The organism is Paenibacillus sp. cl123 (assembly GCF_900101595.1).
GTDB lineage: Bacteria > Bacillota > Bacilli > Paenibacillales > NBRC-103111 > Paenibacillus_G.
Genome location: NZ_FMYY01000003.1, coordinates 118,442 through 139,846, shown reverse-complemented (window position 1 = coordinate 139,846; position 21,405 = coordinate 118,442). Strand labels below are relative to the sequence as shown.

Below are 21,405 nucleotides of genomic sequence, written 5' to 3'. Positions count from 1 at the left end.
GGACGCCTATCCCCTTAAAGAAGCTGACAGCCATCATGCCGCAGCGCAGGCATGCGCCGGGGGGCGCGCGCCTATGCGAATGATGGCTGTCCATTGTGTGCCGGGCGGAGCCGTCCGTCAGCACCAGGTATAAACTTGCGAAGCCGAATGCTTATCCAGATACAGCTCCCAGCTCGGATGAGTTTTGAGCATCGTGGCCGGGCAATGGCAGTCCACTCCCAGCTTCATCATGTCCGCGATAGCCTGCGATTTGGACGGACGCGGAACGACAGACACGATATGCCGGCTTTTCATGATTTGCTTCACGGACATCGTGATCGCTTGCTTCGGCACATCCGCCGTGGTCGCGAACCAGCCCTCGCCCACCTGTTGATTTTTGCAGGTGTCGCTCAAGTCTACGACGATGTACGGGTCCTCCACGTCAAAGTCTGCCGGCGGATCGTTGAACGCGATATGCGCATTCTCTCCGATGCCGATTAACGCCAGATCGACGGGCGCCTTTACAATCTCCTCGTTCAGACGCTTGAGCGTTTCTGCGGGATCGCCTTCTCCGTCCACCAGCCAAGCCTGCTTCACATTGACGTAAGCCAGGAAGCGTTCCTTTAAATATTTGCGGAAGCTAGCCGGATGGGCTTCGGGCAGCGCGATATATTCGTCCAGATGGAACATCTCGACTTTGTCCCATTCCACATCCATCTTCACAAAATGCTGCAAAAACTCGAACTGCGAGGCTCCCGTAGAAAGCACGATGCGAGCGCTCCCTTGCTTTTGAATGGCCTCCTGAATGATTTGCCTGCAGGCGATTGCGGCCTCCAGGCCGATTTGATCCGCGGTTTCCTTGATTGTTAGCTGCATGATGCATGCCTCCTTATAGTTATGAGCTTATTGAAACTCGTCTAGCCGTACCATCCGCTTCTCCAGGCGCGACCGCTCCGAGGCAAACGCCATCAGATGGCTTTGGATCGAAGCATGAACCGAGGTTGCGCTGCTGTGCTCCCCTTGCGACTTCACCGCTTTGACGAAATCGTACACAAGCCGGCTGTCGCCTCCGCCATGACCGACATGCCCCTCCGGCGGAACGAGCTTGATCTTCTCCTGCTCGCCGCTGCCGAACCGGCGAATCTCGATTTCGTCAGTCTCCATCGACGCCCGAATCTCGCCGTGCGTGCCCATCAGCTTGAGCGTACGGCTCGTTTTCTCGGTAAAAGCGCTCATCGTGAAGACGGCGGTAATCTCATTCTCGAATTCCATGCTGACCACCTGATGATCGACCACATCGTTGTCGCAGTGGTATACGCAACGGCCGAACGGCCCTTCCTTCATCGCCTTGTACCGCGCCTCGTAGCTCGGGTCGCTGCTTGCCGCCTCCGCTTTCCAGCCGCCGTTTTCGATCAAATACGTATTAGGGGCGTAATATACGCATTCATCTGCCACGGGACAGCCGTCGAGACATCGCTTCGGCGCTCCGGGAGGCGCATTCTCCGGACGGAAATAAGACAGGTGGCCGTAGGAGGCGACGCTTAGACACTTACCTCCGGCCAGCCAGGCGATGATATCGAGATCGTGGCAGGACTTGGCCAGAATCATCGGGCTCGACGATTCCGCGCTGTTGAAATAGCCGCGAACGTAGCTGTGCGCCTGATGCCAGTAGCCTACATTCTCGTTATGCTGAATCGACATCAAGCGTCCGATCCGGCCGCTGTCCAGCAGCTCCTTGATCTTGCGGAAAAAGGGCGCGTAGCGCAGCACATGACAGATGCTCAGGATGCGGCCGTACTTGTCGGCCTGCCGGCCCAGCTCCAGACATTGCTGCCAGTCCGGAGACATCGGCTTCTCCAGCAGCACGTGATAGCCGAGCTCCATCGCCTTCATCGCCGGTTCGAAATGGTCCCGGTCCCTGGTGCAAATAAAGATCGCATCCGACACCCGGGGCCTGGCGAACAACTCACTCCAGCTTGCGAAGACCATATTGTCCTCGATGTCGTATTTCTCCTTGCAGCGGTTTCTCCGCAGCTCGTTCGGATCGGCCACGGCTACGATCCGCATATGATCCGGCCGCTTCAAGGAAAACCCGCTGTAGATCATGCCGCGCAAGCCGGCTCCGACTAATGTAATCGTCAATGGTTGGGTCATGCCGTCGGCTTCCTTTCCTTGAGTAATTCCGTATTCGCTGCGATCTTCGTTAACGCTCCGGGTTCGGGTCATACGTCACTCTCCGATCCGGCGCTCTGCTCCCTGAGCTCCGGAAGGTCGCAATAGCGAAGCAATCCCGGCAGCACGACACTCATGACATCCTCTTCCTCGTACTGCCGCGATCTTACTTGATCCGCCACGCTTTTCACGGGCCGCTCCTCCGCGATATGTCCGACTCTCTCATCCACGGCAGCTGCAAGCCGGACATAGATGCCTTGCAGTCCTTCCGTATAAAAATCGACCTGGCCGCTCTGCCATTCATCCAAATGCCCGATCAGATCGAGGCAGCGAATGACATCGTAGGCGCGCAAAGCCGCCAAGCTGTCGCCCAGCCAGATCAGGTCGTCCGCCAGCTTGTGGATGACGCCGAAAAATCCGTGGGCGGGCCTGGCATAGATCGGGTAAGGCTCATGCGGCCCTACGCCGGAGCTGTTAAGAACGAGGACCGTCCGTCCCCCGCCGCAGGTTTGCCGAATCCAGGTCCAATGCGCTTCCAAACTGCCGGTGCCCCCGCGCCACACGCAGACGGTAACCGGCTGCTTGGCTCCGTCCTCCGCTTCCGTGCTCTGAAACACGTATCCGCTGTTCATCAGCCCTTCCTGGGACCACCAGAGGATGTACTCCGCCGTTACATCGTCCACACGCCCCATCGGTACGCGCCGGGGCGACAGCCCGACGGGCTTGCGGTTCGATACGATTTTCTCTCGCAGCCAAGCCAGGCTCTCCTGACGCATGCGGTCATCGGATGATGCGCCTCTTGTCCGCTCCAACTCATCCGCCTGAACTATGATCTCGTCATCAATGGACCTCGCGTCCGGGAATTCTTCCCGCACCTGGCCACTGGAGGTGCAGATCAGCCGGCCCGCCGGCAGAGGAGGCAGCGGCTCCCGATCCGCCGCAGCCGATGGATGCCGGCCCGCAAGCTGCTCGGCAAAAAAAGCAGCCGCAGCTACAGCCAGCTTATCCGTGAAGCGGTGCAGGGAGCGGTCCGTCGTCAGCCGCAGTCCCTCTTCCCTGCCGAGCAGTTCCCAGAAGCGCTTGCTGCGGGCGACGGTTCGCCGGGTAGCCTCGATCGGGAAGAAATCGTATTCGGCAGCGAGCACCAGCAGAGGCTTGGGGGCGAACGAAAGCAGCAAGTCCTCGTGATCGAAGCCCGCCGCCGTCAAGCCCGGCCATACCTGCTCCGCGTCCTGTACACCTCCGGCATGCATGTACATTTGACGGTTCATAATAAAGGTGGCCGGGGCAGCAGCTGCGATCCGGTCGTCGCACATCATCAGCATCGCCGTCTGAGTGCCGCCGCCGGAATTCCCCGTTACGCCGATGCGCGCCGGATCGACCTCCTGACGGCTGCACAAGTAATCGACTGCGCGCATCGCATCGTGGATGAAGTAGCGCGCCACGCTTTCCCCGACCGCATGGCTTTTGACTCCGAGGTACTGATGCTCGCGGGTGCCCCAGACAGCTTCTCCGCCCGCGCTTCCCGGCTCATGGAAGCCAAGCCGTTCTCCTTGCCCGACAGGGTCTAATGCCAACACGATCAGCCCCGCCTGAACAAGCCTCAGGCACACTTCGTGGTAATACGGACTATGCTTCGCCTCATACTCGTGTCCGCACAAGAACAGCACGGCTGCGTCGGGCGCTTCGAGCTGCGCCGGCAAGTAAAGGTTCGAAGTCACATAATGACCGGGCCGCGATTCGAAGATGACGTTTTCGACGCTGTATCCGGAGCCTTCCGACCTGCCCGCCGTTCTCGCGTTCAAGGGCGCTTCCGTCTCCGGCAGCCCGCCGATGGCCGTCAGGAACGCGGCTTTCATCTCCAGCTGGCGGGCCTTCAGCTGCTCCGGACCGGCAATCCGGTCCCGGGCTTGATCGCCTGCGGCGAATGCCCGGTCCGCCCGGTCGTATATATGCCTCTTGAGCTGATCGCGCGTATCGTACAAGGTGCAAATATAGCGCTCCAATTCGTTTACTTGCGCCATCCTTATCGGCTCCCTTGACCGGATGCTGCGGAGGCTGCGGTCATGTCCGGGAACCGGACCGCCCGGCCCTCTGCAATCGAGCGATTCGCCGTCGCTCCGATGAGCAGCGAGTCCGCGCCGATCGAGCTGTCAGCCTGCTGCCCGAGCGGGTCCTCCACATTGCCTGCGAACAGCGCTTGGCGGAGCTTGGCGTCACCTCCGCCGTGGCCGGCCGCCGAGGTGACGACCTCTATTTGCTCTACAGTTCCGTCCGGCCTCGTAATCTTAATCAGGCTCACATCCGATTGCCGCATATCCGCATTGCTGTATTCGTTCGTCAGCTCCATTCTTCCGCCGCTTCCGTTCAAGGTCGCGCGCCAGCCCTCGACAGGGCTATAGGCGACCAGCGAATAGGTTAACAGCGCCTCGTTCTCGTACCGGACATTGACCGACATCGTATCGTAGATATCGATCCGCTCATCGAAGAGACAGCGGTCGCGGATATATCCGTCTTCTTGTTCCGCCTGATGGTAGTAGGTTTCCATAAACGGATTCTGCTCGATGTCCATATAATATTCGCATGAGGACTTATAAGCACAGGTCAGGCAGCGCTCGCCCTTCTCGGCCCGGTTGTCGCCGTACACCCGCCGGGCCCCAAAGGCATGAACCTCGGCCGGCCGGCTGGCCATCCACCAGTTGATGATGTCGAAATGATGCGTAGACTTATGCACCAGCAGACCGCCGCTCTTGGCAAGCTCCGAATGCCATCTGCGGAAATAGTCCGCCCCGTGCCGGCGGTCCAGATACCATTCGAGGTGGACATGGTAGAGGTCCCCGATTGCGCCTTCCAGCAGCAGCTCCTTGACCTTCGCAAAATAAGGAGCGAACCGGAGGTTAAACGTAACTGTAACCTTCTTGCCGGTTTCCTTCTCCGCCTGCAAAATTTGTCTGCACTTCTCCTCATCGATCGTCATCGGCTTCTCGGTGATAACGTCGCAGCCCGCGCGAAGCGAATCGATAATATACGTGTGATGCGTGTAATCCGTGCTCGCCACCACGACGACATCGGGCCGTACATCAGCCAGCATCTTGTGAAAATCGTCATACACCGGCACATTGCCGCACTCCTGACTAAGCAATGCCGCCCGTACCGGGTTAATATCGTAAACACCCTTGAATGCAACATGCTCCTGCCATTCCGCCGACATCGGCTTCGCGAACATATACAATGCCCTCGAGCCTGCGCCTACCAGTACATACACCTTCATGATGACCCTCCCCGGATTGACACTGTCATTAGTAATCGATTTCTTTTTAATCGGCAACGATCAAGTAATCGATTACTTGATAGTGGAAGTATACCACACCTCCTTTTGGGATGGCTAGTATATTTCCAAACGTTTATTGCTCCTGCCCGATATGACGGACGGATTTGCGTTCGATCAGCTTGGGCTGCAGCGTAACGTTGAACAATGGATTGTCCTCGCCTTTCATCATATCGAACAGCATTTTGCAGGCCATCCTGCCCATCTCGTAATCCGGCTGCTTGATGGTCGTCAGCGGCGGATGAATCATCTGCCCCATCTCGATGCCGTCGAAACCCATCACCGACATGTCTTGAGGCACATGGATTTCTCTAAGCGACAGCTCATTAATGACGCCGAAGGCCATCATGTCGTTGCAGGCAAAAATTGCCGTAGGGCGCGATTCTGACGATAGCAGCTCGTCGGTCAGGCGTTTCCCTGCATCGAACTCGGATAACGCATTGCTCGGGTCGTCCGCGCTCGACTCCACGATCATCGTGGGCAGATCCGCTTCGCTCATCGCGTCCATATAGCCTTGGCAGATGCTCTTCCGGCTCGGCCTGTCCATTCTCGATGTCACATAACCGATGCGGCTGTGCCCATTGGCCAGCAGATGCCGGGTCGCCAGATAGCCGCCCTTCCGGTAGTCGAACTCGATCTGGACGATTCCCTCTTCCTCCACCTTCTGATCGATGGCGATTACGCTGACCCCGAGCTTCATCAGGCTTTTCAGCTGCGACTTATCCGTCGTAATCGACGAAATGATCAGTCCCTTGACCTGCTTTTCCATAATCATGCGGATATATTCGTCTTCCAGGGCGGCGTCCTGCAAGGAGCTGCAGGCGATTACCGTGTAATTGTTGTACCTGGCCACCTCTTCTACCCCGAATACGACCGAGGCATAAAACGGATTGACGATAGATGGAATAACAACCCCGATCGTGGTGCTGATGTTCGTTTTTAATTGCTTGCCCAGCATATTGGGAACATAGTTGGATTCTTTGGCGATACGCTGAATTTTCTCCTTCAATCCCTGGCTGACCGGATAGCTGCTGTTGCTCAACACCCGCGAGACGGTAGCGGAGGAAACATTGGCCATTCGGGCGATATCATGAATGGTCGTAGGCTTGCTCATGGTAGTGCTCCCTTCAAGTAATCGAGTACTATGTAAGTAGTTTACAAGTCCTTTTCTTAGAAAGCAATGTTTTCTTCACACCTCCTCAACAACATTTATATGGAAACCAAGGACGGTTAAAGGTATGATAGATGCTGTAGGGACTGTATTACGACCATTAACGGAGGGACTTATTGTGACATCGACTTATCAAGCAAGTGAGGATACATACCAAGGACTGCCGGCCATTACGCTGCGGGGCGACCGGTATGAAGCCGTCGTTCTGCCTGGCGTGGGAGCCAACCTGATCGCCTTCCGCGATACGGTGAACGGCAGCCGTTTTTTGCGCGAGCCGGCTCCCGAGGAGATGGATGCGTTTCTGGCCAAGCCGGGCGTCCACGGGATGCCTGTGCTGTTCCCGCCCAACCGGTATGAGGACGGCAAATTCCGCTGGAACAACGCCGTATACGAATTTCCGGTTAATGAAGAAGCGCGCGGCAACCACCTGCACGGATTTCTGCATACGATCCCTTGGGAAGTGGAGGAGTTTGGCGCGACCGCGGCCAGCAGCTATGTAAGTCTGGTGCAGCGGGTTGACGCCCAGCATGCGGTATACCGCTATTTCCCGCATGCCTTCACCTTCCGCCTTCGCTACACGCTATCGGCAGACGGGCTTATGCAGCATGTGAGCATTCGCAATAACGGTTCGGAAGCGATGCCCTGCCTGCTTGGCTTCCACACAGCGATCAACGCGCCGTTCGAGCCGGGCAGCACGGAGAGCGATTGCACCTTCACCTTGACGACAGGCCAGCGCTACGAGATGACTGAGCGGATGCTGCCTACAGGCGCCTTCCAGCCATTGAATGCGGGCGAAGAAGCGATGAAAGCCGGCGGCATCTCCCCATGGTTCGAAGAGATGGACAACCACTATACGGCCGTGCCCCAGAACGGCCATAACCGGATGGTGCTGACGGACGGACGAACGGGAACCAAGCTGATCTATGACGCAGGAACGGCCTACAAGTACTGGATGGTCTGGAACAATCAAGCCGCAGGCCAATTTTTCTGCCCTGAGCCGCAGATCAACCTTGTCAATGCCCCCAATGTCGATCTTCCTGCTGAAGAAACCGGTCTTGTGCGGCTCGCGCCGGGCGAGATTTGGGAAGAGACAAGCCGGCTCTACGTCGTTCGCGCGCAGTAGCTTAGCCTAGCCCCGGCGGCGACTATCCCAGGAGGAGTCTGAACGGCTTTCTGCTTTCCGTCCCCATCCGCTGCCACCGCGGTTTTTTTACAAGAAATAATCCCCTAGCCTTCAAAACCAGGACTCTGTCACCGATATAATCGGTACAGAGTCTTTTTTCGGCCAATCCTCCCATCTGACCATGACTGCCGAACTAATCGTCAGGCAGGCTTCCGATGGGTCATGCCGAGCTCTCCCGGTTATGCCGCTTGACGGGATCGGACTTTTTCGTACTGGCATTCCCCCTGGTGCTGCCGTCCGATTTTGTGAAGGAAGATGAAAAAACTTTATGCGCTCCGGCAGGAGAAGTGTCAGTTTTTGTCGAAATAGTCTTCCATCATCATGCAAGTCTGAATCCGAAAAAATACTGGTGTGGAAGGTGTTTCTCTCTTGGAAAAGTCAACCGTAATCGGCCTTGTTCTAGGCTTCGCTGCAGTTATCGTGGGCATGATTCTGAAAGGCGCGAATCCGGCGGCCTTGGCAAATCCCGCAGCCATCATGATCATCATTGTCGGGACGGCGGCGGCGCTGTTTATCGGCTTCTCGCTTGAGGAGCTGAAGATGTTCCCGAAGCTTCTTAAAATTGTGTTCACCGAGCAAAAATCGATCCCCAAGATGGAACTGATCAATCTGTTCACGGACTGGGTATCCATTACGCGCCGCGAAGGGCTGCTTGCGATGGAAAGCAAGGTCGAGGAAATTCAAGATCCGTTTCTGCGCAACGGCATGAGAATGATCATTGACGGAAACGACCAGGATTTCGTCCACGACGTGTTAATGGAAGATATTCATGCCATGCAGGAGCGCCACCGGTCAGGCGCGCAGATCTTCACGCAGGCCGGCACCTACGCGCCGACGCTCGGGGTTCTCGGGGCGGTTGTCGGTCTGATCGCGGCTCTCAGCAACCTGAACGAGGTGGAAGCGCTCGGCCATCTGATCTCCGCCGCCTTCGTCGCCACCCTGCTCGGTATTTTTACCGGCTATGTACTCTGGCATCCGATCGCGAACAAGCTGAAGCAGAAGTCGAAGAAAGAGGTTGAAATCCGCCTTATGATGGTCGAAGGTCTGCTCTCGATTCAATCCGGCATCTCCTCGACTGCCGTGAAGCAGAAGCTGATGGTCTTCGTGCCGACCTCCCAGCGGGATGAGAAGAAGGATAACAAAGCGGGGAACAAGGATGAGTAAAAAGAAGCATAGCGAGCATCATGAGGAGCATGTGGATGAATCCTGGCTCATCCCGTATGCCGACCTGCTGACGCTGCTGTTGGCGCTGTTTATTATTTTGTTCGCCTCCAGCCAGACGGATTCCAAGAAGTACAACAGCATCATGCGTTCGTTAAACCAGGCGTTCTCGGGTGGCGTAGGCGCATTCGAGTCCTCCAATCTGATTCCGATTTCGACGGAGCCGAATATGGAGGCCAAGAAATACGATCAGCCGACGTCGGCGCAGCCGCAGGAAACGTACTCCGAGCAACAGCAGCTGCAGAAGGAACAGAAGGATCTGGAGCAGCTTAAGGAAAAGCTGGACGAATATATTAATGCTAACAGCTTGTCCGCCCAGTTGGATACGAAGCTAACCGAGGATTTGCTTATGATTACGATCCGCGACAACGCGCTTTTTGCCTCCGGATCGGCGAACGTCAAGCCCGAAGCCAAGCTGCTGGCGGTCGCCATCTCCGATATGCTGGCCCAGTATCCGAATTACCGGATCGAAGTTGCCGGCCATACGGACAACGTGCCGATCGGCACGGCCGCATTTGAGACCAACTGGGATCTCAGCTCCAAGCGTGCGCTGAATTTCATGAAAATTTTGCTGGAAAACGCCCAAGTCGGACCTGAGCGTTTCCGTTCGATCGGCTATGGGGAATATCACCCTATCGATACGAATGATACGACAGAGGGCAAAGCCAAAAACCGCAGAGTGGAAGTCAGTATCCTGCGCAGCGTCAAGTCGCCGCAAATCAAGGACGTGCCTAAGTAACCGTTCGTTATAAAAGACATTCCGGTTGCCGAAAATGTAATAAGGACCTGGCCTCAGCGGCAGGTCCTTTTTTCTATGCAGACGTGTATGGCGGCAGTCGGCCCGGCTTGGCCCGGCTTGACTGCCAAGAGCAGCTTAGTCCAGCGTGACGACCTTCCCCCCTGCTGTCCCCGTCAGCCGTTCGGCCGGAAATACTTGACGGAGCGGAATCGTAATGACGAGCGCCGCAGCCGCTTTGATCGCATCGCCCAGCAGGTACGGGTAGCAGCCTCCAATCATCGCCTTCTCAAGCGTTATACCGGTCGCTTGGGCCAGCCAAGGCACTCCGCTGACATACAGCAGCCAAGAGCCGAATACAAGCAGGACGGCAAACGCCGATGCATAACCGGCCAAGCCGCTGAGCTTGATGCGCGGCAGCAGCAAGCCAATCAACAGCGCGGAGAAAGGCCACATGAAAATATAGCCTCCGGTTGGCCCGAGCAGCGCCTGCAATCCCCCCACCCCATGCAGCAGAGGGAAGCCGAGAGCGGTCAGCACAATGACCAGGGTAACACTTAAGAAGCCGTACAGCGGCCCGAGCAGCGCTCCTGCCAGCATAACAGCCAACGTTTGCAGTGTAATCGGCACCGGCGTAAAACCGAGCGGGATGCTGATATAGCCGAACAACACAAGTAAAGCAGCGAATAGAGCGCTAAATACGATTCCGCGAAGCGTCAGTTTCATGATTGTGTAATCCTCCTGATTTTGGTATGGTAGAGAAAGATTATTCGTTAACCATTTTTCATTCATTTCGGTTAACAATCAGGATTGTAGCATAAACTTCCAGCCTGTGAAAGGATTTTTTGCGATGAGCTTCTCTCCCCTGTTTCTTTCCATGCGGCAAGCCGCCGTGCAATTTTCCTCCGAGTCCGGATCTGGCGGCGGCCGCAAAGCATTGAGCGACATCACCCTGGATATCCGCCAAGGCGAGTTTGTAGCCCTCGTCGGGCCGAACGGCAGCGGCAAGAGCACCCTCGCCAGCGTCATGCTCGGGCTTTGTCCCCTCTCCCGCGGCAGCTTGGCGATGCAGGAGAATTCGAAGCTGCGCGGCGTGCTCCAGCAGCCTGATACCCAAGTTCTCGGGGATACGGTCGAGGAAGAATTCGCTCTAACGCTTCGGCAGCTATACGATAACGCCGAGCAGTTGGCGGCCGTCCGCCAAGCCGCGCTGCTTCAGGTCGGACTGCGGCTGGCCCCGGGAACGCCTTTTTCCTCGCTGTCCGGCGGGCAGCGACAGCTCGTTAATATCGCGCTGGCGCTGGCCGCACGGCCGGACGGTCTTCTGCTCGACGAAGCGACGGCCATGCTGGACCCTCATACGCGCGAGCACATGCTTGAGCTGGTGAAAGCCGCTCACAGCCAGGGCGCGACCATCATCTGGATCACGCACCGGATGGAGGAAGCCGCGGCCGCCGAACGGATTATAGCGCTCCAAGCGGGAGAGCTGGCTTTCGACGGAACGCCGGAAGCATTTTTCTATAGCGAGCCGGCCGGACTGCTCCTGTCCCGCTCTGGAGAAGCTTCGAGCGTATGCGCCGGAAATGACCGGCCGGATGCTCGAAGCGGTATATCGGGCCGGCAGACAGCTTCAGCTGTGCTGCAGCCAGCGCCTTGCGAACGTCTCGCGCTGGAGCCTCCTTACGTCGTCCGGACGGTGAAGGCGCTTCGTGAACGCGGCATCGCGGTGGAGGGCTGCCCATTGCAGGCCGATCAATTGGCGGCGGCGCTGCAGGCTTGCCATCCGCTGCGCAGGGAGGTCAGCCCGCTATGACTTTGTCGCTGATCCAGGCTTCGGCAGCCGCTCCCGATCATCCGGAACGCCTGCTGCTGAACCCGCTCGATCTCAGCCTGTCCGGTGGCACGATTACCCTGCTGATCGGACGCACAGGGTCGGGCAAATCCACCCTGCTGCAGCTGCTCGCCGGCGTCCGCGCGCCAGCATCCGGCGAGGTCCGGCTGGACGGAGCGCCCCTCTGGCGCAAAGGACGCCCCGATCGCCGCCTGCTGCTGCGGCTCGGCCTCGTCTTTCAATTTCCCGAGCAGCAGCTGTTCGCCCGGACGATTCGCCATGAGTTCGCCTACTCGCTCCGTCCCTTCCGGCTGAGCCGCATGGAAGAAGAAGAGCGCACGCGCGCCGCCAGCGCCGTCTTGGGCCATACGGACGCCTTCGCGCCGGAGCGTTCGCCGTTCACCCTGAGCGGCGGTCAGCGCCGCAGACTCGCGCTGGCGACCACCGCGGCGGCCGGCCCGGCCTGGATGCTGATGGACGAGCCGACGGCCGGCCTCGAAGCCGCAGCCGTGCTCGGGCTGCTGGACTATATTCGCGAGCGGCGTGAGAACGGAGGCGGCACAGTTATCGTGACGCATGATCTGGACACCTTTCTGCCGCTGGCGGATCGGGTTGTTATTCTGCAAGACGGAAACGTCGCCGCCGATCTGACGCCTCGGGCTCTGTGCGCACAGCCGGAGCTTTTGCTCCGGACCGGCGTCGGCGTGCCGGGCTGCGTCACGGTGTCCAAGGCGCTTGGCGCGCAGGGAATAACGATTCCGCCGGATCGCCTGACCCCGGAAGAGACAGCCGAAGCGATCGCTTCGGCACTGGCATTCCGCGGGCACGGGGAAGGGGCCAGAGATGCCGGCTGGGCGGCTGCCGAACGCTTTGCTCCGTATCCGGCGGATTCGGAAGCGCAGCCGTCTCCTTTTGGCGCACCCGGTGAAGCTGGTTCGCCTCCCGGGAGTGCCGGCTTTGCTCCTGAGGACGCAGGGGCGGCTCCCAGCGATACCGGCTCTGCTCTTGGGGACGCTGGCGCGGCTACCAGGCATGCCGGCTCATTTCCCGGGGAAGCGGAGTCCACTTCCTCAGCCACGGAGAAGCTGCCGCTTGCAGCAAACGGGGAACCTGCGCCGCCGAGAACGGCCTTCCTGCGGCGGGCAGATCCGCGGGCCAAATGGCTGCTTTACGTTCTGTCGGTCATCGGCACTATGCTGCAGGAGAGCTGGCTTGGACTCACGATCTCGCTGCTGCCGGTAGTGTTTGGCTTCATAGGGCTGCCGCGGTCGGCTTTCAGCAGCCTGCGGAAAGTAATGAAGCCGCTGGCTGTATTTTTTCTGCTTTCCGTGGCGCTATCCGGCTTGACACTGACGACTGACGGCGACCGGCCCCTATTCGGTTTTTCCGCCGAGCAGGCGGCCACAACCGCCTTCTATGTGTACCGCCTGCTGGTCATCACCCTTGCCAGCCTATGGTTTGCCGTGGCTACTCCCTACGGCGGTATGGTGCAAGGATTGAACTGGGCCCTCTCCTATTTCCATAAAGCGGGATTGCCCGTCGATTCTTTCGCCCTGGCCGTTTCGCTTATCTTCCGGTTCATTCCGATGATTATGAGCGAGTGGGAACGGTTCTCCCTGATCGTCCGGGCCAGAGGCAAAGCCGCTCTGCGCCCCGGCACCGTCAGAGTCCGCGACATCCCGGCTCTCGTGGTGCCGCTGATGATGTCATTATTTCAACGGGCGGAGGATTTGACGACCGCTATGGAGATGAAAGGCTTGGGCCTCGGCCGCAGCACCCTCCACTCTGTACAGCCTTCGCTGCTCGCTTGGAGCTGGACGGATACCCTGTTGTCTGTGGCCGGTATGCTCTGGCTGGCCGTGCTCCTTGCGACCCGCTGACGAAGGCGGCCGGCATGCAGCGCTGCTTAGTCGGGGAAAGGGACGAATACCAGGGATGTGAGAGCGTTGTACGCTCAACCGACTTCATAGGCCACCGAACCCGGACGACAAGGAAGGTTCATACCGTCTGCGCGCCTTCCATGCAGCTCGTGCTTGCCCGCCGGCGGTCTTAAAAGACATTAATCGTGCTTCAGGACTGCCGGCGGGCTAATAATCAACACTACCGCTCTGGCGGGATGAGGGAAACCGGGCAGAGTCGCTTTCCGGCTGGCTGCTGCAAAACTTCCAGCGTTTCTTATGTGCAGTTGCCCCGTGACAGGCCCTGTTTCAACCGAAGAGCAGCCATCTCGCTTTCGCCTCGTAAAGGGTCTGAATGTTCTGAGCTTGGAACAAAAAACCGGCGTCCGAATGAGATCGGATACCGGTTCCTGGTCCAGCTCTATATAAGCTCGTTTAATCCAATCGCTCACTAGCCAACCAGCTCCACAAACTGCCCGGGATTAGCCCGCACATGCAAGCCGATCCGCCGCTTGGCTTCCTCGGCGGCCTGTTGAAAGCCGGCCATCACGCGGTTCAGCTCTTCGCGAAGCTGCGGATGCCGGTCAAGATCAAGTATGGAAGGCTTCTCACGCTCTCCGTCTGCCGCCCCGATCATAAGCTCCAGCTCATCCATCACCTGAAGAAGCTCGAGAGCTCCGAAGTAGGCAAGGCCCTGCCTGATCTCCGCCCAAGTTGACTGTTCGCTGATAAGCTGAGCGCTCCAGGCGTACAGCTCGTCGGCTGAATGGCAGGCATGGTCATGCCACACATGGAACATAAATAGCGCCCGCTGCCCGGCTGTCAAAGCCCGGTAAACCTCCAGCTTCTTCTCGGGGCTTTGACCCCGCAGACCGCGCAGCACCTCTCCGATGCAAGCTTGGCTCAGCTCCTTGTCTTCGAAGGAATGGAATAAATCACGGCTCATCCTAATTTGAATATAAATCGCCTCCCGCCACCACTATACCTATTCATTCCATAAACGGCAAGGTCCAGAGGCGCAGAAAAACGGAGTTTTCTATTTAAAAGGGACCCTTCACTCCGCTATGCGGGTAAAGGGTCCTGTTTGTCGTCCAAACGGGGAAATTTGAAAAGCGGACCCGCCGTTTGCACGGAGACCGGGCCCGCTTCGTTTATTTGTCCGGCGAACCGCCGAAACCATTCGGAGATCACCGGAAACACCGCCCGGTATCTCCCGCGCGCCACCGCGCCGTCCGGCTCGCAGCCAGACAGCCGGACACCCGGACACCCGGACACCCGGACGCCAACCGGCGCCGCTACACCAATCCCGCTGCCGTGAATACCCGGTCAAAGCCGGCCTTCGACCTCTCCAGCAGCGCCTCCACCGAATCGGTCGGCGCTGCGGGCAGCAGTACTTCCTGCGCAACCGGCCCGTCATAGCCGATACGCTGCAGCGCCTGCAAGTACGCGGCTGCGTCAATGACGCCTTCGCCGGTGTACAGACGCTCATTGTCCAGCACAGCTTCGACCGGCACGTCCGGCGCATCGTTGATATGCACGTGAACGACCTGCGCTGCCGTCAGCCGGTCCAGCTCAGCCGGGGCCAGCCCGGTCGTGTAGGCATGGTACACGTCGAACAGCAGCCCCACATTCGGCTCGCCAATCGCGTCAATCCAGGCCAGCGTATCGTCCATCGTCCACAGGAACGGATGCTGCCACCGGGTCCGCAGATGATGCGGACCGACAAATTCCAGACCCAGCCGGATTCCGTACGCGCCCAGCAGCTGGGCGCAAATTCTCAGCCGCGTAGTTGCTTTCGCCAGGAAAGGCGCGGGCAGCTCATCTGTCGACGGCAAAATATAGGTGCAGCAGCGCAGGCATCCGATCGAAGCGGCCCCGGCCGCAGCCGCGGCCAGCAGCGGCAGTCCGGCGCGGAACGCTTCATCCGTTTTCCGCCACTCTACCGGCAAGCCGAACGATCCGGCTTCTATGCCATGCTGCTTGAGGCTCGCGCCGATGCTTGCCGCCTGCTCGGGATCAGCCAGCTCCTGCGCTCCCAGGTCAACCGTCTGGAAACCGTAAGCCGCAGCGCGCGCGATAAAGGACTCCGTCGTACCCGCGTCGCCAAGACCTGCTCTCGTTAACCCGCGTTTCATACGGCTCCCCCCTCGCCGGCCGCCACTGCAACTTCCGCCTCGGCTTGTGCCGAAGACTGCTCCAGCATGCTCCAGTCCAGCACGACCTCATGGCCGGTACGCGAAGATTCGTAGATTGCGTCAAGCACCAGGTTGCTCGTCAGTCCCGAGAGAGCCGGGCTGATCGGCTGCTTGCCTTCGCGGATGCACTCCAGGAAGTGCCTGCTCAGACGCAGACGTTCGCCCTCATCATTTTCCGGACGCGCCAGCAGCGCTTCCAATGGCCGGTCGAACTTCTCCATCAGCAGCTTGCCGGTTGCACCGCGATATGTCGCGCCGCCATCCGTACCCATCAGATGAACGAACGGCGTATTGTCCGTATCCATATGGACGGCCCAGCTGACCTCAAGCGTAAGCGAGCTGCCATCCTCCATTTTGATCATCGCCGTAGCCAGGTCTTCCACATCGTAAATGCCGTTCCAATCCGGCTTGCCCCATGTCCCGATTCCTTTGCGCTTCGGGCCAAATTCTCCATAAGTGGAGCCATAGACGGATACCGGCTTCGGATTGCCCATCAGGAACAAGGCCAAATCCAGCATATGGACGCCGATATCGATAAGCGGTCCCCCGCCCGATTCATTCATCCGGGTGAACCAGGTTCCCCAGCCCGGGATGCCTTTGCGCCGGTACCAGCCGGTCTTCGCCGTATAGATGCGGCCCAGCTCTCCGCGCTCGACCTGCTGGCGGATGATCATCGGCACCGTCTCCCAGCGCATCTGGTGGGCGACCATCAAAGTCCGGTCCGAACGCTGCGACGCTTCCCAGATTTGCCGGGCTGCCTGTCCGTTAAGCGCCATCGGCTTCTCGACCAGCACATGCTTGCCCGCTTCCAGCGCCTGAATCGCCAAGGACGCATGATATTGATTCGGCACCCCGATAATTACCGCATCAACATGAGGGCTGTCAATAACTTCAGCCGCCGTATCCACCACATGGGCGATGCCGAATTCACGGGCCCGCTGCTCGGCCAGAGGCCGGTACGCATCCGTTACCGTCGTAATCTCGCATTCCTCCGCCAGCTTGGCGAACTCGCGCATATGCACCTGTCCGATATTGCCTGCTCCGATGATACCTATACGAATACGCTGCGATTGATTCATCCTTTTTATTCAACCCCATCCCTACAGACTTTAGTTCCTCCTCATGGTAAAATGAAAACGATTGCCATGCATGCCTTCTATTTCGATAAATGTCCCAATATTTCGGAAGAAAGCTGGACTTATGCGATGACCTATTTCCCACAATATTTGAAAACCTATCCGAACATGGATTCCGCGCTGCCATTCTCCTTGCGTAAAAATCGTCTGGAGCACGGCTATCCGGCGCATCGGCATGATTTCCTGGAATTTTCCTTCGTCGTCGAAGGGACAGGCAGCGAATCCATCAATGGCGTCCTCCACCCGATGAAGCCCGGCACCTTTACCTTCGTGCTGCCTTACCAGGTGCACGAGCTGTTTACCGACCCCGGCAGCGCGCTCGTGCTGTACAACGGCAACTTCGACATGGGGCTGATTACGGAGCCGGGCAGCCGGTTCGCGATGTCCGACCTGCTGGCCGATTCCGAATCGCTGCCCCCTTATACCTATTTCGAGGACAAAGCCGCTCAGGACATCCGTCTGATCGTAGAGGAGATGTACCGGGAATTTCACGGGGACAGTCGTTGGCGCCATGTGCTGATCGCCTCCAAGCTGAAGGAGCTGCTGATCGCCTTCGACCGGGATCGCTGCAGCAAGCTGACAGCGCGGCCGGGAAGCTCTTCGGCTGCGGCTGCGGCTGGCGGTGGCGGTTCCGCCGCCGCTCTGCCGATGCAAACGGGAGGTCCATCCGATTATCCCGCTGCGGCTCCGGGTTCCGTCTGGCGCATCATTCATTATATTCATACCCACTACCAGGACGAGAATCTGTCGCTTGCCGACCTCTCCCGGCTGTTTCCGCTCAGCCCGTCGCGCATCAGCGAGCTGCTCAAGGAAGCCACGGGCCAGTCCTTTGTTCCCTTGCTCCGCGATCTGCGGCTGCGTCATGCTTGCGGACTGCTCGCCTCCACTGAGATGACGATCGCCGAAATCGCGCATGAAGTCGGCTTTGGCTCCTTCAAGACGTTCTCCCGCATCTTCCGGGAGTCCAAGGGGCAGCTTCCTTCCGCTTACCGCAAAGCCAGGATAAACGCTTTAAAGCGTCATTAGAAGCTGTGCGTAACTCAAGCTTACACGTTCTGGCGTATCCTATAATCGCCTAATCACCGCGAAAGCAAGAAAATCCCCGGCGACTTCCCGAAGAAAGAAGCATCCTGACGGGAAGCTTCTATCGGTTACCTGCCCATTGCAGGAGGTTGGAGTCACTGGGGAAATCCTCGCTTATTCAAGGGATCAAGGGTACAGCGTTTGGTCAGCGGCTGAAAAACTTTAAGAAAACCGCCTCTAAAATATACGATTTAAGTACTCCCTTATGCCTGTCACTCCCCCTTGAAGCTCACCTTGCTCATAAACTGCTTGGGCGTGCAGCCGTTGTACCGCTTGAACAGCTCGTAGAAATGGGCCATATTGCCGATGCCCACCTCCTCGGCGATCTCGATCACGCTTTGCCTGCCGGTAACGAGCAGCCGCTCCGCCCTGGCAATACGCCTCCGGTTCACGTAGTCGGTGAAGGACATACCCATCATTTTCTTAAAATAGCGGGAGAAATAATAATAGCTCATGCCGGCCATCTGGCTGATACGCTCCATGTCGAGCCGCTGCTCCAGATGCTCGTCGATATGATCCAGAATCGGGCGGACGACATCCGCGTCGATGTATTCGTGGGGCTGCAGCAGCCCGCGGGCATCATGACGCAGCAGCGTCAGCATCAGGTGCTTCACATGCATGCTTGCCGCAATCTCATACCCTTTGGCGGCTTCGACGACCTCGCGGTGGATATCCTCGATAATGCGACCCACGTCGCGCCTTACCCGCTCGTCGCGAAACATCTCGTTCAGCTCGTCAAGCGGATGCAGCGCCTCGGAGAAGTGCCGGTAATAGCTCATCATCGCCGGATCGAAGTAAGCCTGGAGGTCGACATGCACGACGATATGGACGAGCTTCTCTTCGCCGAGCTTGCGGGGCGCATGCAGTCTCGATGCTCCGACCAGCATCACATCGCCGGGCTCCAAGATATAGATGCGGTTAGGCATCCGGATCTCATGGCGCCCCTGCTGCACCAGGATGAGCTCCACTTCCTTATGATGATGCCACAGACCGTTGGACGGGCATTCGATCTGATCGCTGATGAACTGATCCACCTTGAGCCGGAGAGCGGGATTCTGATAATGAATCGGTTCCTGAAAAATCTTCATGACGGGCCACACCTTGCCTTCGCCTTGGCAAATTTGGATAGGAACGCGGCAAATCGCCGCATATACAGTACAATTCCATACCTGTATCGTAACAGATAGCACTAGTATTATACCACCAAGCGAGGAGAGATGTATCATGAAAGCAGCCGTCGTCGGTTGCGGCGGAATGGGGCGCGTGCATGCCCTGGCTTATGCCGGGATGCCTGACGTCCAGCTAACGGGAGTTTGCGACGTCAACGCCGGCTTGGCTCGCCAGCTAGGCGAGCTTGCGGGGGTCCCTTCGTTCGATTCCTTCGACCTTCTTCTGGCCGAAGCGGAGTTCGATGTCGTCAGTTTGACGCTGCCGAGCCATCTGCATCGCGAATATACGATCAAAGCTGCGGATGCAGGCAAACATATCATCTGCGAGAAGCCGATCGCCTTGTCTTCCGAGGATGCCAAAGCGATGATCGACTACTGCGCAGAACGCGGCGTCCGTCTGCTGATCGGCCATGTCGTCCGCTTCTTCCCGGATTACAGGCACATGCACAGCGTCGTGACGGCGGGCAAGCTCGGCCGGATCGGCACGCTTCACGCCAAGCGGATGGGAGGACATCCCGGCGAAGCCAAGCCTTGGTTCAAGGATATGTCGCTCAGCGGCGGCGTCATTGCCGATCTGATGATTCACGATATCGACTTCGTCCGCTGGACGCTGGGTGATATAAAGTCCGTCTATGCGCTCGGACGCACCTCCGAGCTGTTCGATTATGCTTCCGTGACGCTCGTTGCCGAGAGCGGCGCCGTGGCCAATCTGGAGGCTTGCTGGGGCTACCCCGCCCCGTTCTTCACCGCCATGGAGATCGCCGGCAGCGAAGGCGTCGTCCGGGCGGACAGCCGCAAGACAAGCTCGCTGCATATCCGGCAGACCGCCGATCCGGCGACGGGAAGAAGCTATGTGGAGAAGACCGACAGCCCGCTCTATGAGGGAGTCTACGAACGCGAGCTGAATCACTTCATCTCCTGCCTGCGCACAGGCGCAGAGGCGGATGTGACGGCCGACGATGCGCTGAAGGCGGTCGAAATCGTCGAAGCCGCGTTAAAATCGCTCAGCACCGGCCAAGCGGTCTATATGCAGCAGCAAAGTACAGCGAGCAAGGAGGAAACGCCATGAATCGTTTGAAAGTCGGTCTGATCAGCTTTGCGCATGGGCATGCCTTTTCTTATCTGAAAGCGCTCGCCGCTCTCCCGGAGGTGGAGCTGACAGGCATAGCTCATGACGCCCCTTCCTCCCGTGTGGAGGAGGCTGCCCGGCAGCACGGCATCCCCTTCTTCTCCGATCATAAAAAGCTGCTCGCCGCCGATGTCGATGCGGTCGTGATCTGCTCGGAGAACGTGCATCACGCCAGACTCACGCTGGATGCGGCCCGTGCCGGCAAGCATGTGCTGTGCGAGAAGCCGCTCGGCATTTCGGTCTCCGAGATGGAGGAGATGATCGCCGTCTGCCGCGACAACGGCGTGCAGCTGATGACCGCCTTCCCTTGCCGCTACATCACGGCCGTCGTCCGCGCGAAGGAAGCGGTGGATCGCGGCGATATCGGGGAGATCGTCGCGATCAAAGGAACGAACCGGGGCTCGATGCCGGGAGGCTGGTTCGTAGATCCGGCGCTGTCCGGCGGCGGCGCCCTGCTGGACCATACCGTTCACGTGATGGACCTGATGAACTGGTTTACGGGAGCCCGGGTAACGGAAGTGTATGCCTATGCGGCAACCCGATTCCATGAGCATCTGGAGGTAGACGATACCGGCATGATTCACGTGAAGTACGACAACGGCGTGTTCGGCGTGCTCGACACGAGCTGGTCCCGTCCGAAAGCTTTCCCGACCTGGGGCGATGTCACGATGGAGATTATCGGCACCCAAGGCGCCATCTCCGTCGACAGCTTCGCGCAGATGAACGAGCTTTACACGAATGAATCGGGCAAAGGCGTATGGTCCACTTGGGGCGATTCGATGGACGAATACTTGGTGCGCGATTTCGTCAAAGCGGTGCTCGCGGGCAAGTCCGTGCCCATCACCGGTGAAGACGGGCTGCGCTCAGCCGAAGTCGCCATCGCGGGATACGAGTCGGTTAAGCGTGGACAGCCGATCGCGCTGGCGGGACGGTAAGCCGTCCTGTCCATAGCCTCGGCTTCATAAAACGCAAAACGCCTGACGGCAAGCCGTCAGGTGCTTTTGCGTGCGGCGCCCGAGCTGTCAGACTCCTCCTCCTTCCGTTTCCAAGGCGGGTCGCCCTGCCCGTGAAGCGCTTGGTTGATTCGGTAAATAACATAGGGAATAACAAACGACAGAGCGGCATGCAGCAGTACAATCCCCGAAGGAAACCGGTCTCTTACCGTCTCCCACAC

19 protein-coding genes are annotated in these 21,405 nt (G+C 58.5%); 8 read left to right on the top strand and 11 right to left on the bottom strand.

The features are described from left to right. Positions 1-117: 117 nt before the first annotated feature. The 5 genes from BLR08_RS07225 to BLR08_RS07205 form a co-directional block, all read right to left on the bottom strand. Positions 118-855 carry a glucosamine-6-phosphate deaminase gene (locus tag BLR08_RS07225; RefSeq protein WP_072328524.1) on the bottom strand — a complete coding sequence of 246 codons (738 nt, stop codon included), beginning with the start codon at positions 853-855 and terminating at the stop codon, positions 118-120. 27 nt (positions 856-882) lie between these two features. Continuing rightward, positions 883-2,133: a Gfo/Idh/MocA family protein gene (locus tag BLR08_RS07220; RefSeq protein WP_072328866.1), complete on the bottom strand. Its 1,251-nt coding sequence runs from the start codon at positions 2,131-2,133 to the stop codon at positions 883-885. Between the two features lie 68 nt (positions 2,134-2,201). Next, the gene (locus BLR08_RS07215) at positions 2,202-4,175 is read right to left on the bottom strand and encodes an alpha/beta hydrolase family protein (RefSeq protein WP_072328523.1); all 1,974 of its coding nucleotides are present in this window, start codon (positions 4,173-4,175) and stop codon (positions 2,202-2,204) included. 2 nt (positions 4,176-4,177) lie between these two features. Then, positions 4,178-5,422 carry a Gfo/Idh/MocA family protein gene (locus tag BLR08_RS07210; protein WP_072328522.1) on the bottom strand — a complete coding sequence of 415 codons (1,245 nt, stop codon included), beginning with the start codon at positions 5,420-5,422 and terminating at the stop codon, positions 4,178-4,180. Positions 5,423-5,555: 133 nt separating this feature from the next. Further along, the gene (locus BLR08_RS07205; protein WP_072328521.1) at positions 5,556-6,593 is read right to left on the bottom strand and encodes a LacI family DNA-binding transcriptional regulator; all 1,038 of its coding nucleotides are present in this window, start codon (positions 6,591-6,593) and stop codon (positions 5,556-5,558) included. Between the two features lie 175 nt (positions 6,594-6,768). Here BLR08_RS07205 and BLR08_RS07200 point away from each other — a divergent pair, with 175 nt between their 5' ends. The 3 genes from BLR08_RS07200 (at position 6,769) to motB (ending at position 9,793) form a co-directional block, all read left to right on the top strand. Next, complete coding sequence (locus tag BLR08_RS07200) at positions 6,769-7,773, top strand: aldose 1-epimerase (protein ID WP_072328520.1); 1,005 nt, start codon at positions 6,769-6,771, stop codon at positions 7,771-7,773. Between the two features lie 429 nt (positions 7,774-8,202). Continuing rightward, entirely contained in the window at positions 8,203-8,997 is a 795-nt protein-coding gene (gene motA / locus BLR08_RS07195) for a flagellar motor stator protein MotA (protein ID WP_072328519.1), read from the top strand. Continuing rightward, a complete protein-coding gene (gene motB / locus BLR08_RS07190; protein ID WP_072328518.1) occupies positions 8,990-9,793 on the top strand; it encodes a flagellar motor protein MotB in 804 nt (267 codons plus the stop codon). The genes motA and motB overlap by 8 nt, the downstream gene beginning before the upstream one ends. Positions 9,794-9,928: 135 nt before the next feature. Here motB and BLR08_RS07185 read toward each other — a convergent pair whose 3' ends face one another. Next, the gene (locus BLR08_RS07185) at positions 9,929-10,516 is read right to left on the bottom strand and encodes a biotin transporter BioY (RefSeq protein ID WP_072328517.1); all 588 of its coding nucleotides are present in this window, start codon (positions 10,514-10,516) and stop codon (positions 9,929-9,931) included. A gap of 124 nt (positions 10,517-10,640) precedes the next feature. Here BLR08_RS07185 and BLR08_RS07180 point away from each other — a divergent pair, with 124 nt between their 5' ends. Beyond that, complete coding sequence (locus BLR08_RS07180; protein WP_072328516.1) at positions 10,641-11,603, top strand: energy-coupling factor ABC transporter ATP-binding protein; 963 nt, start codon at positions 10,641-10,643, stop codon at positions 11,601-11,603. After that, positions 11,600-13,501, top strand: coding sequence for an ATP-binding cassette domain-containing protein (locus tag BLR08_RS07175; protein ID WP_072328515.1), 1,902 nt, complete (start codon positions 11,600-11,602; stop codon positions 13,499-13,501). Before BLR08_RS07180 ends, BLR08_RS07175 begins: the two co-directional genes overlap by 4 nt. A 469-nt stretch (positions 13,502-13,970) precedes the next feature. On the opposite strand, the gene BLR08_RS07170 is transcribed toward BLR08_RS07175, so the two are convergent. From BLR08_RS07170 to BLR08_RS07160, 3 genes are all read right to left on the bottom strand, one after another. Further along, positions 13,971-14,465, bottom strand: a complete 495-nt coding sequence (locus BLR08_RS07170; RefSeq protein ID WP_072328513.1) for a hypothetical protein — start codon at positions 14,463-14,465, stop codon at positions 13,971-13,973. A gap of 349 nt (positions 14,466-14,814) precedes the next feature. Beyond that, positions 14,815-15,654: a sugar phosphate isomerase/epimerase family protein gene (locus tag BLR08_RS07165; RefSeq protein WP_072328512.1), complete on the bottom strand. Its 840-nt coding sequence runs from the start codon at positions 15,652-15,654 to the stop codon at positions 14,815-14,817. Then, a complete protein-coding gene (locus tag BLR08_RS07160) occupies positions 15,651-16,793 on the bottom strand; it encodes a Gfo/Idh/MocA family protein (RefSeq protein WP_072328510.1) in 1,143 nt (380 codons plus the stop codon). Before BLR08_RS07160 ends, BLR08_RS07165 begins: the two co-directional genes overlap by 4 nt. Positions 16,794-16,919: 126 nt before the next feature. Here BLR08_RS07160 and BLR08_RS07155 point away from each other — a divergent pair, with 126 nt between their 5' ends. Next, a complete protein-coding gene (locus tag BLR08_RS07155; protein WP_072328865.1) occupies positions 16,920-17,876 on the top strand; it encodes an AraC family transcriptional regulator in 957 nt (318 codons plus the stop codon). Between the two features lie 269 nt (positions 17,877-18,145). Here BLR08_RS07155 and BLR08_RS07150 read toward each other — a convergent pair whose 3' ends face one another. Then, positions 18,146-19,021 (bottom strand): helix-turn-helix transcriptional regulator, encoded by an 876-nt coding sequence (locus BLR08_RS07150; RefSeq protein WP_072328509.1) that lies wholly within the window; start codon positions 19,019-19,021, stop codon positions 18,146-18,148. A 136-nt stretch (positions 19,022-19,157) separates the two neighbouring features. On the opposite strand from BLR08_RS07150, the gene BLR08_RS07145 reads away from it, so the two are divergent. Together BLR08_RS07145 and BLR08_RS07140 are read left to right on the top strand one after the other, a co-directional pair. Further along, positions 19,158-20,171, top strand: coding sequence for a Gfo/Idh/MocA family protein (locus BLR08_RS07145; protein WP_072328508.1), 1,014 nt, complete (start codon positions 19,158-19,160; stop codon positions 20,169-20,171). Then, a complete protein-coding gene (locus BLR08_RS07140) occupies positions 20,168-21,166 on the top strand; it encodes a Gfo/Idh/MocA family protein (protein WP_072328507.1) in 999 nt (332 codons plus the stop codon). The genes BLR08_RS07145 and BLR08_RS07140 overlap by 4 nt, the downstream gene beginning before the upstream one ends. Positions 21,167-21,222: 56 nt before the next feature. Here the strand turns inward: BLR08_RS07140 and BLR08_RS07135 are convergent, their stop codons facing one another. After that, entirely contained in the window at positions 21,223-21,405 is a 183-nt protein-coding gene (locus BLR08_RS07135; RefSeq protein WP_072328506.1) for a hypothetical protein, read from the bottom strand.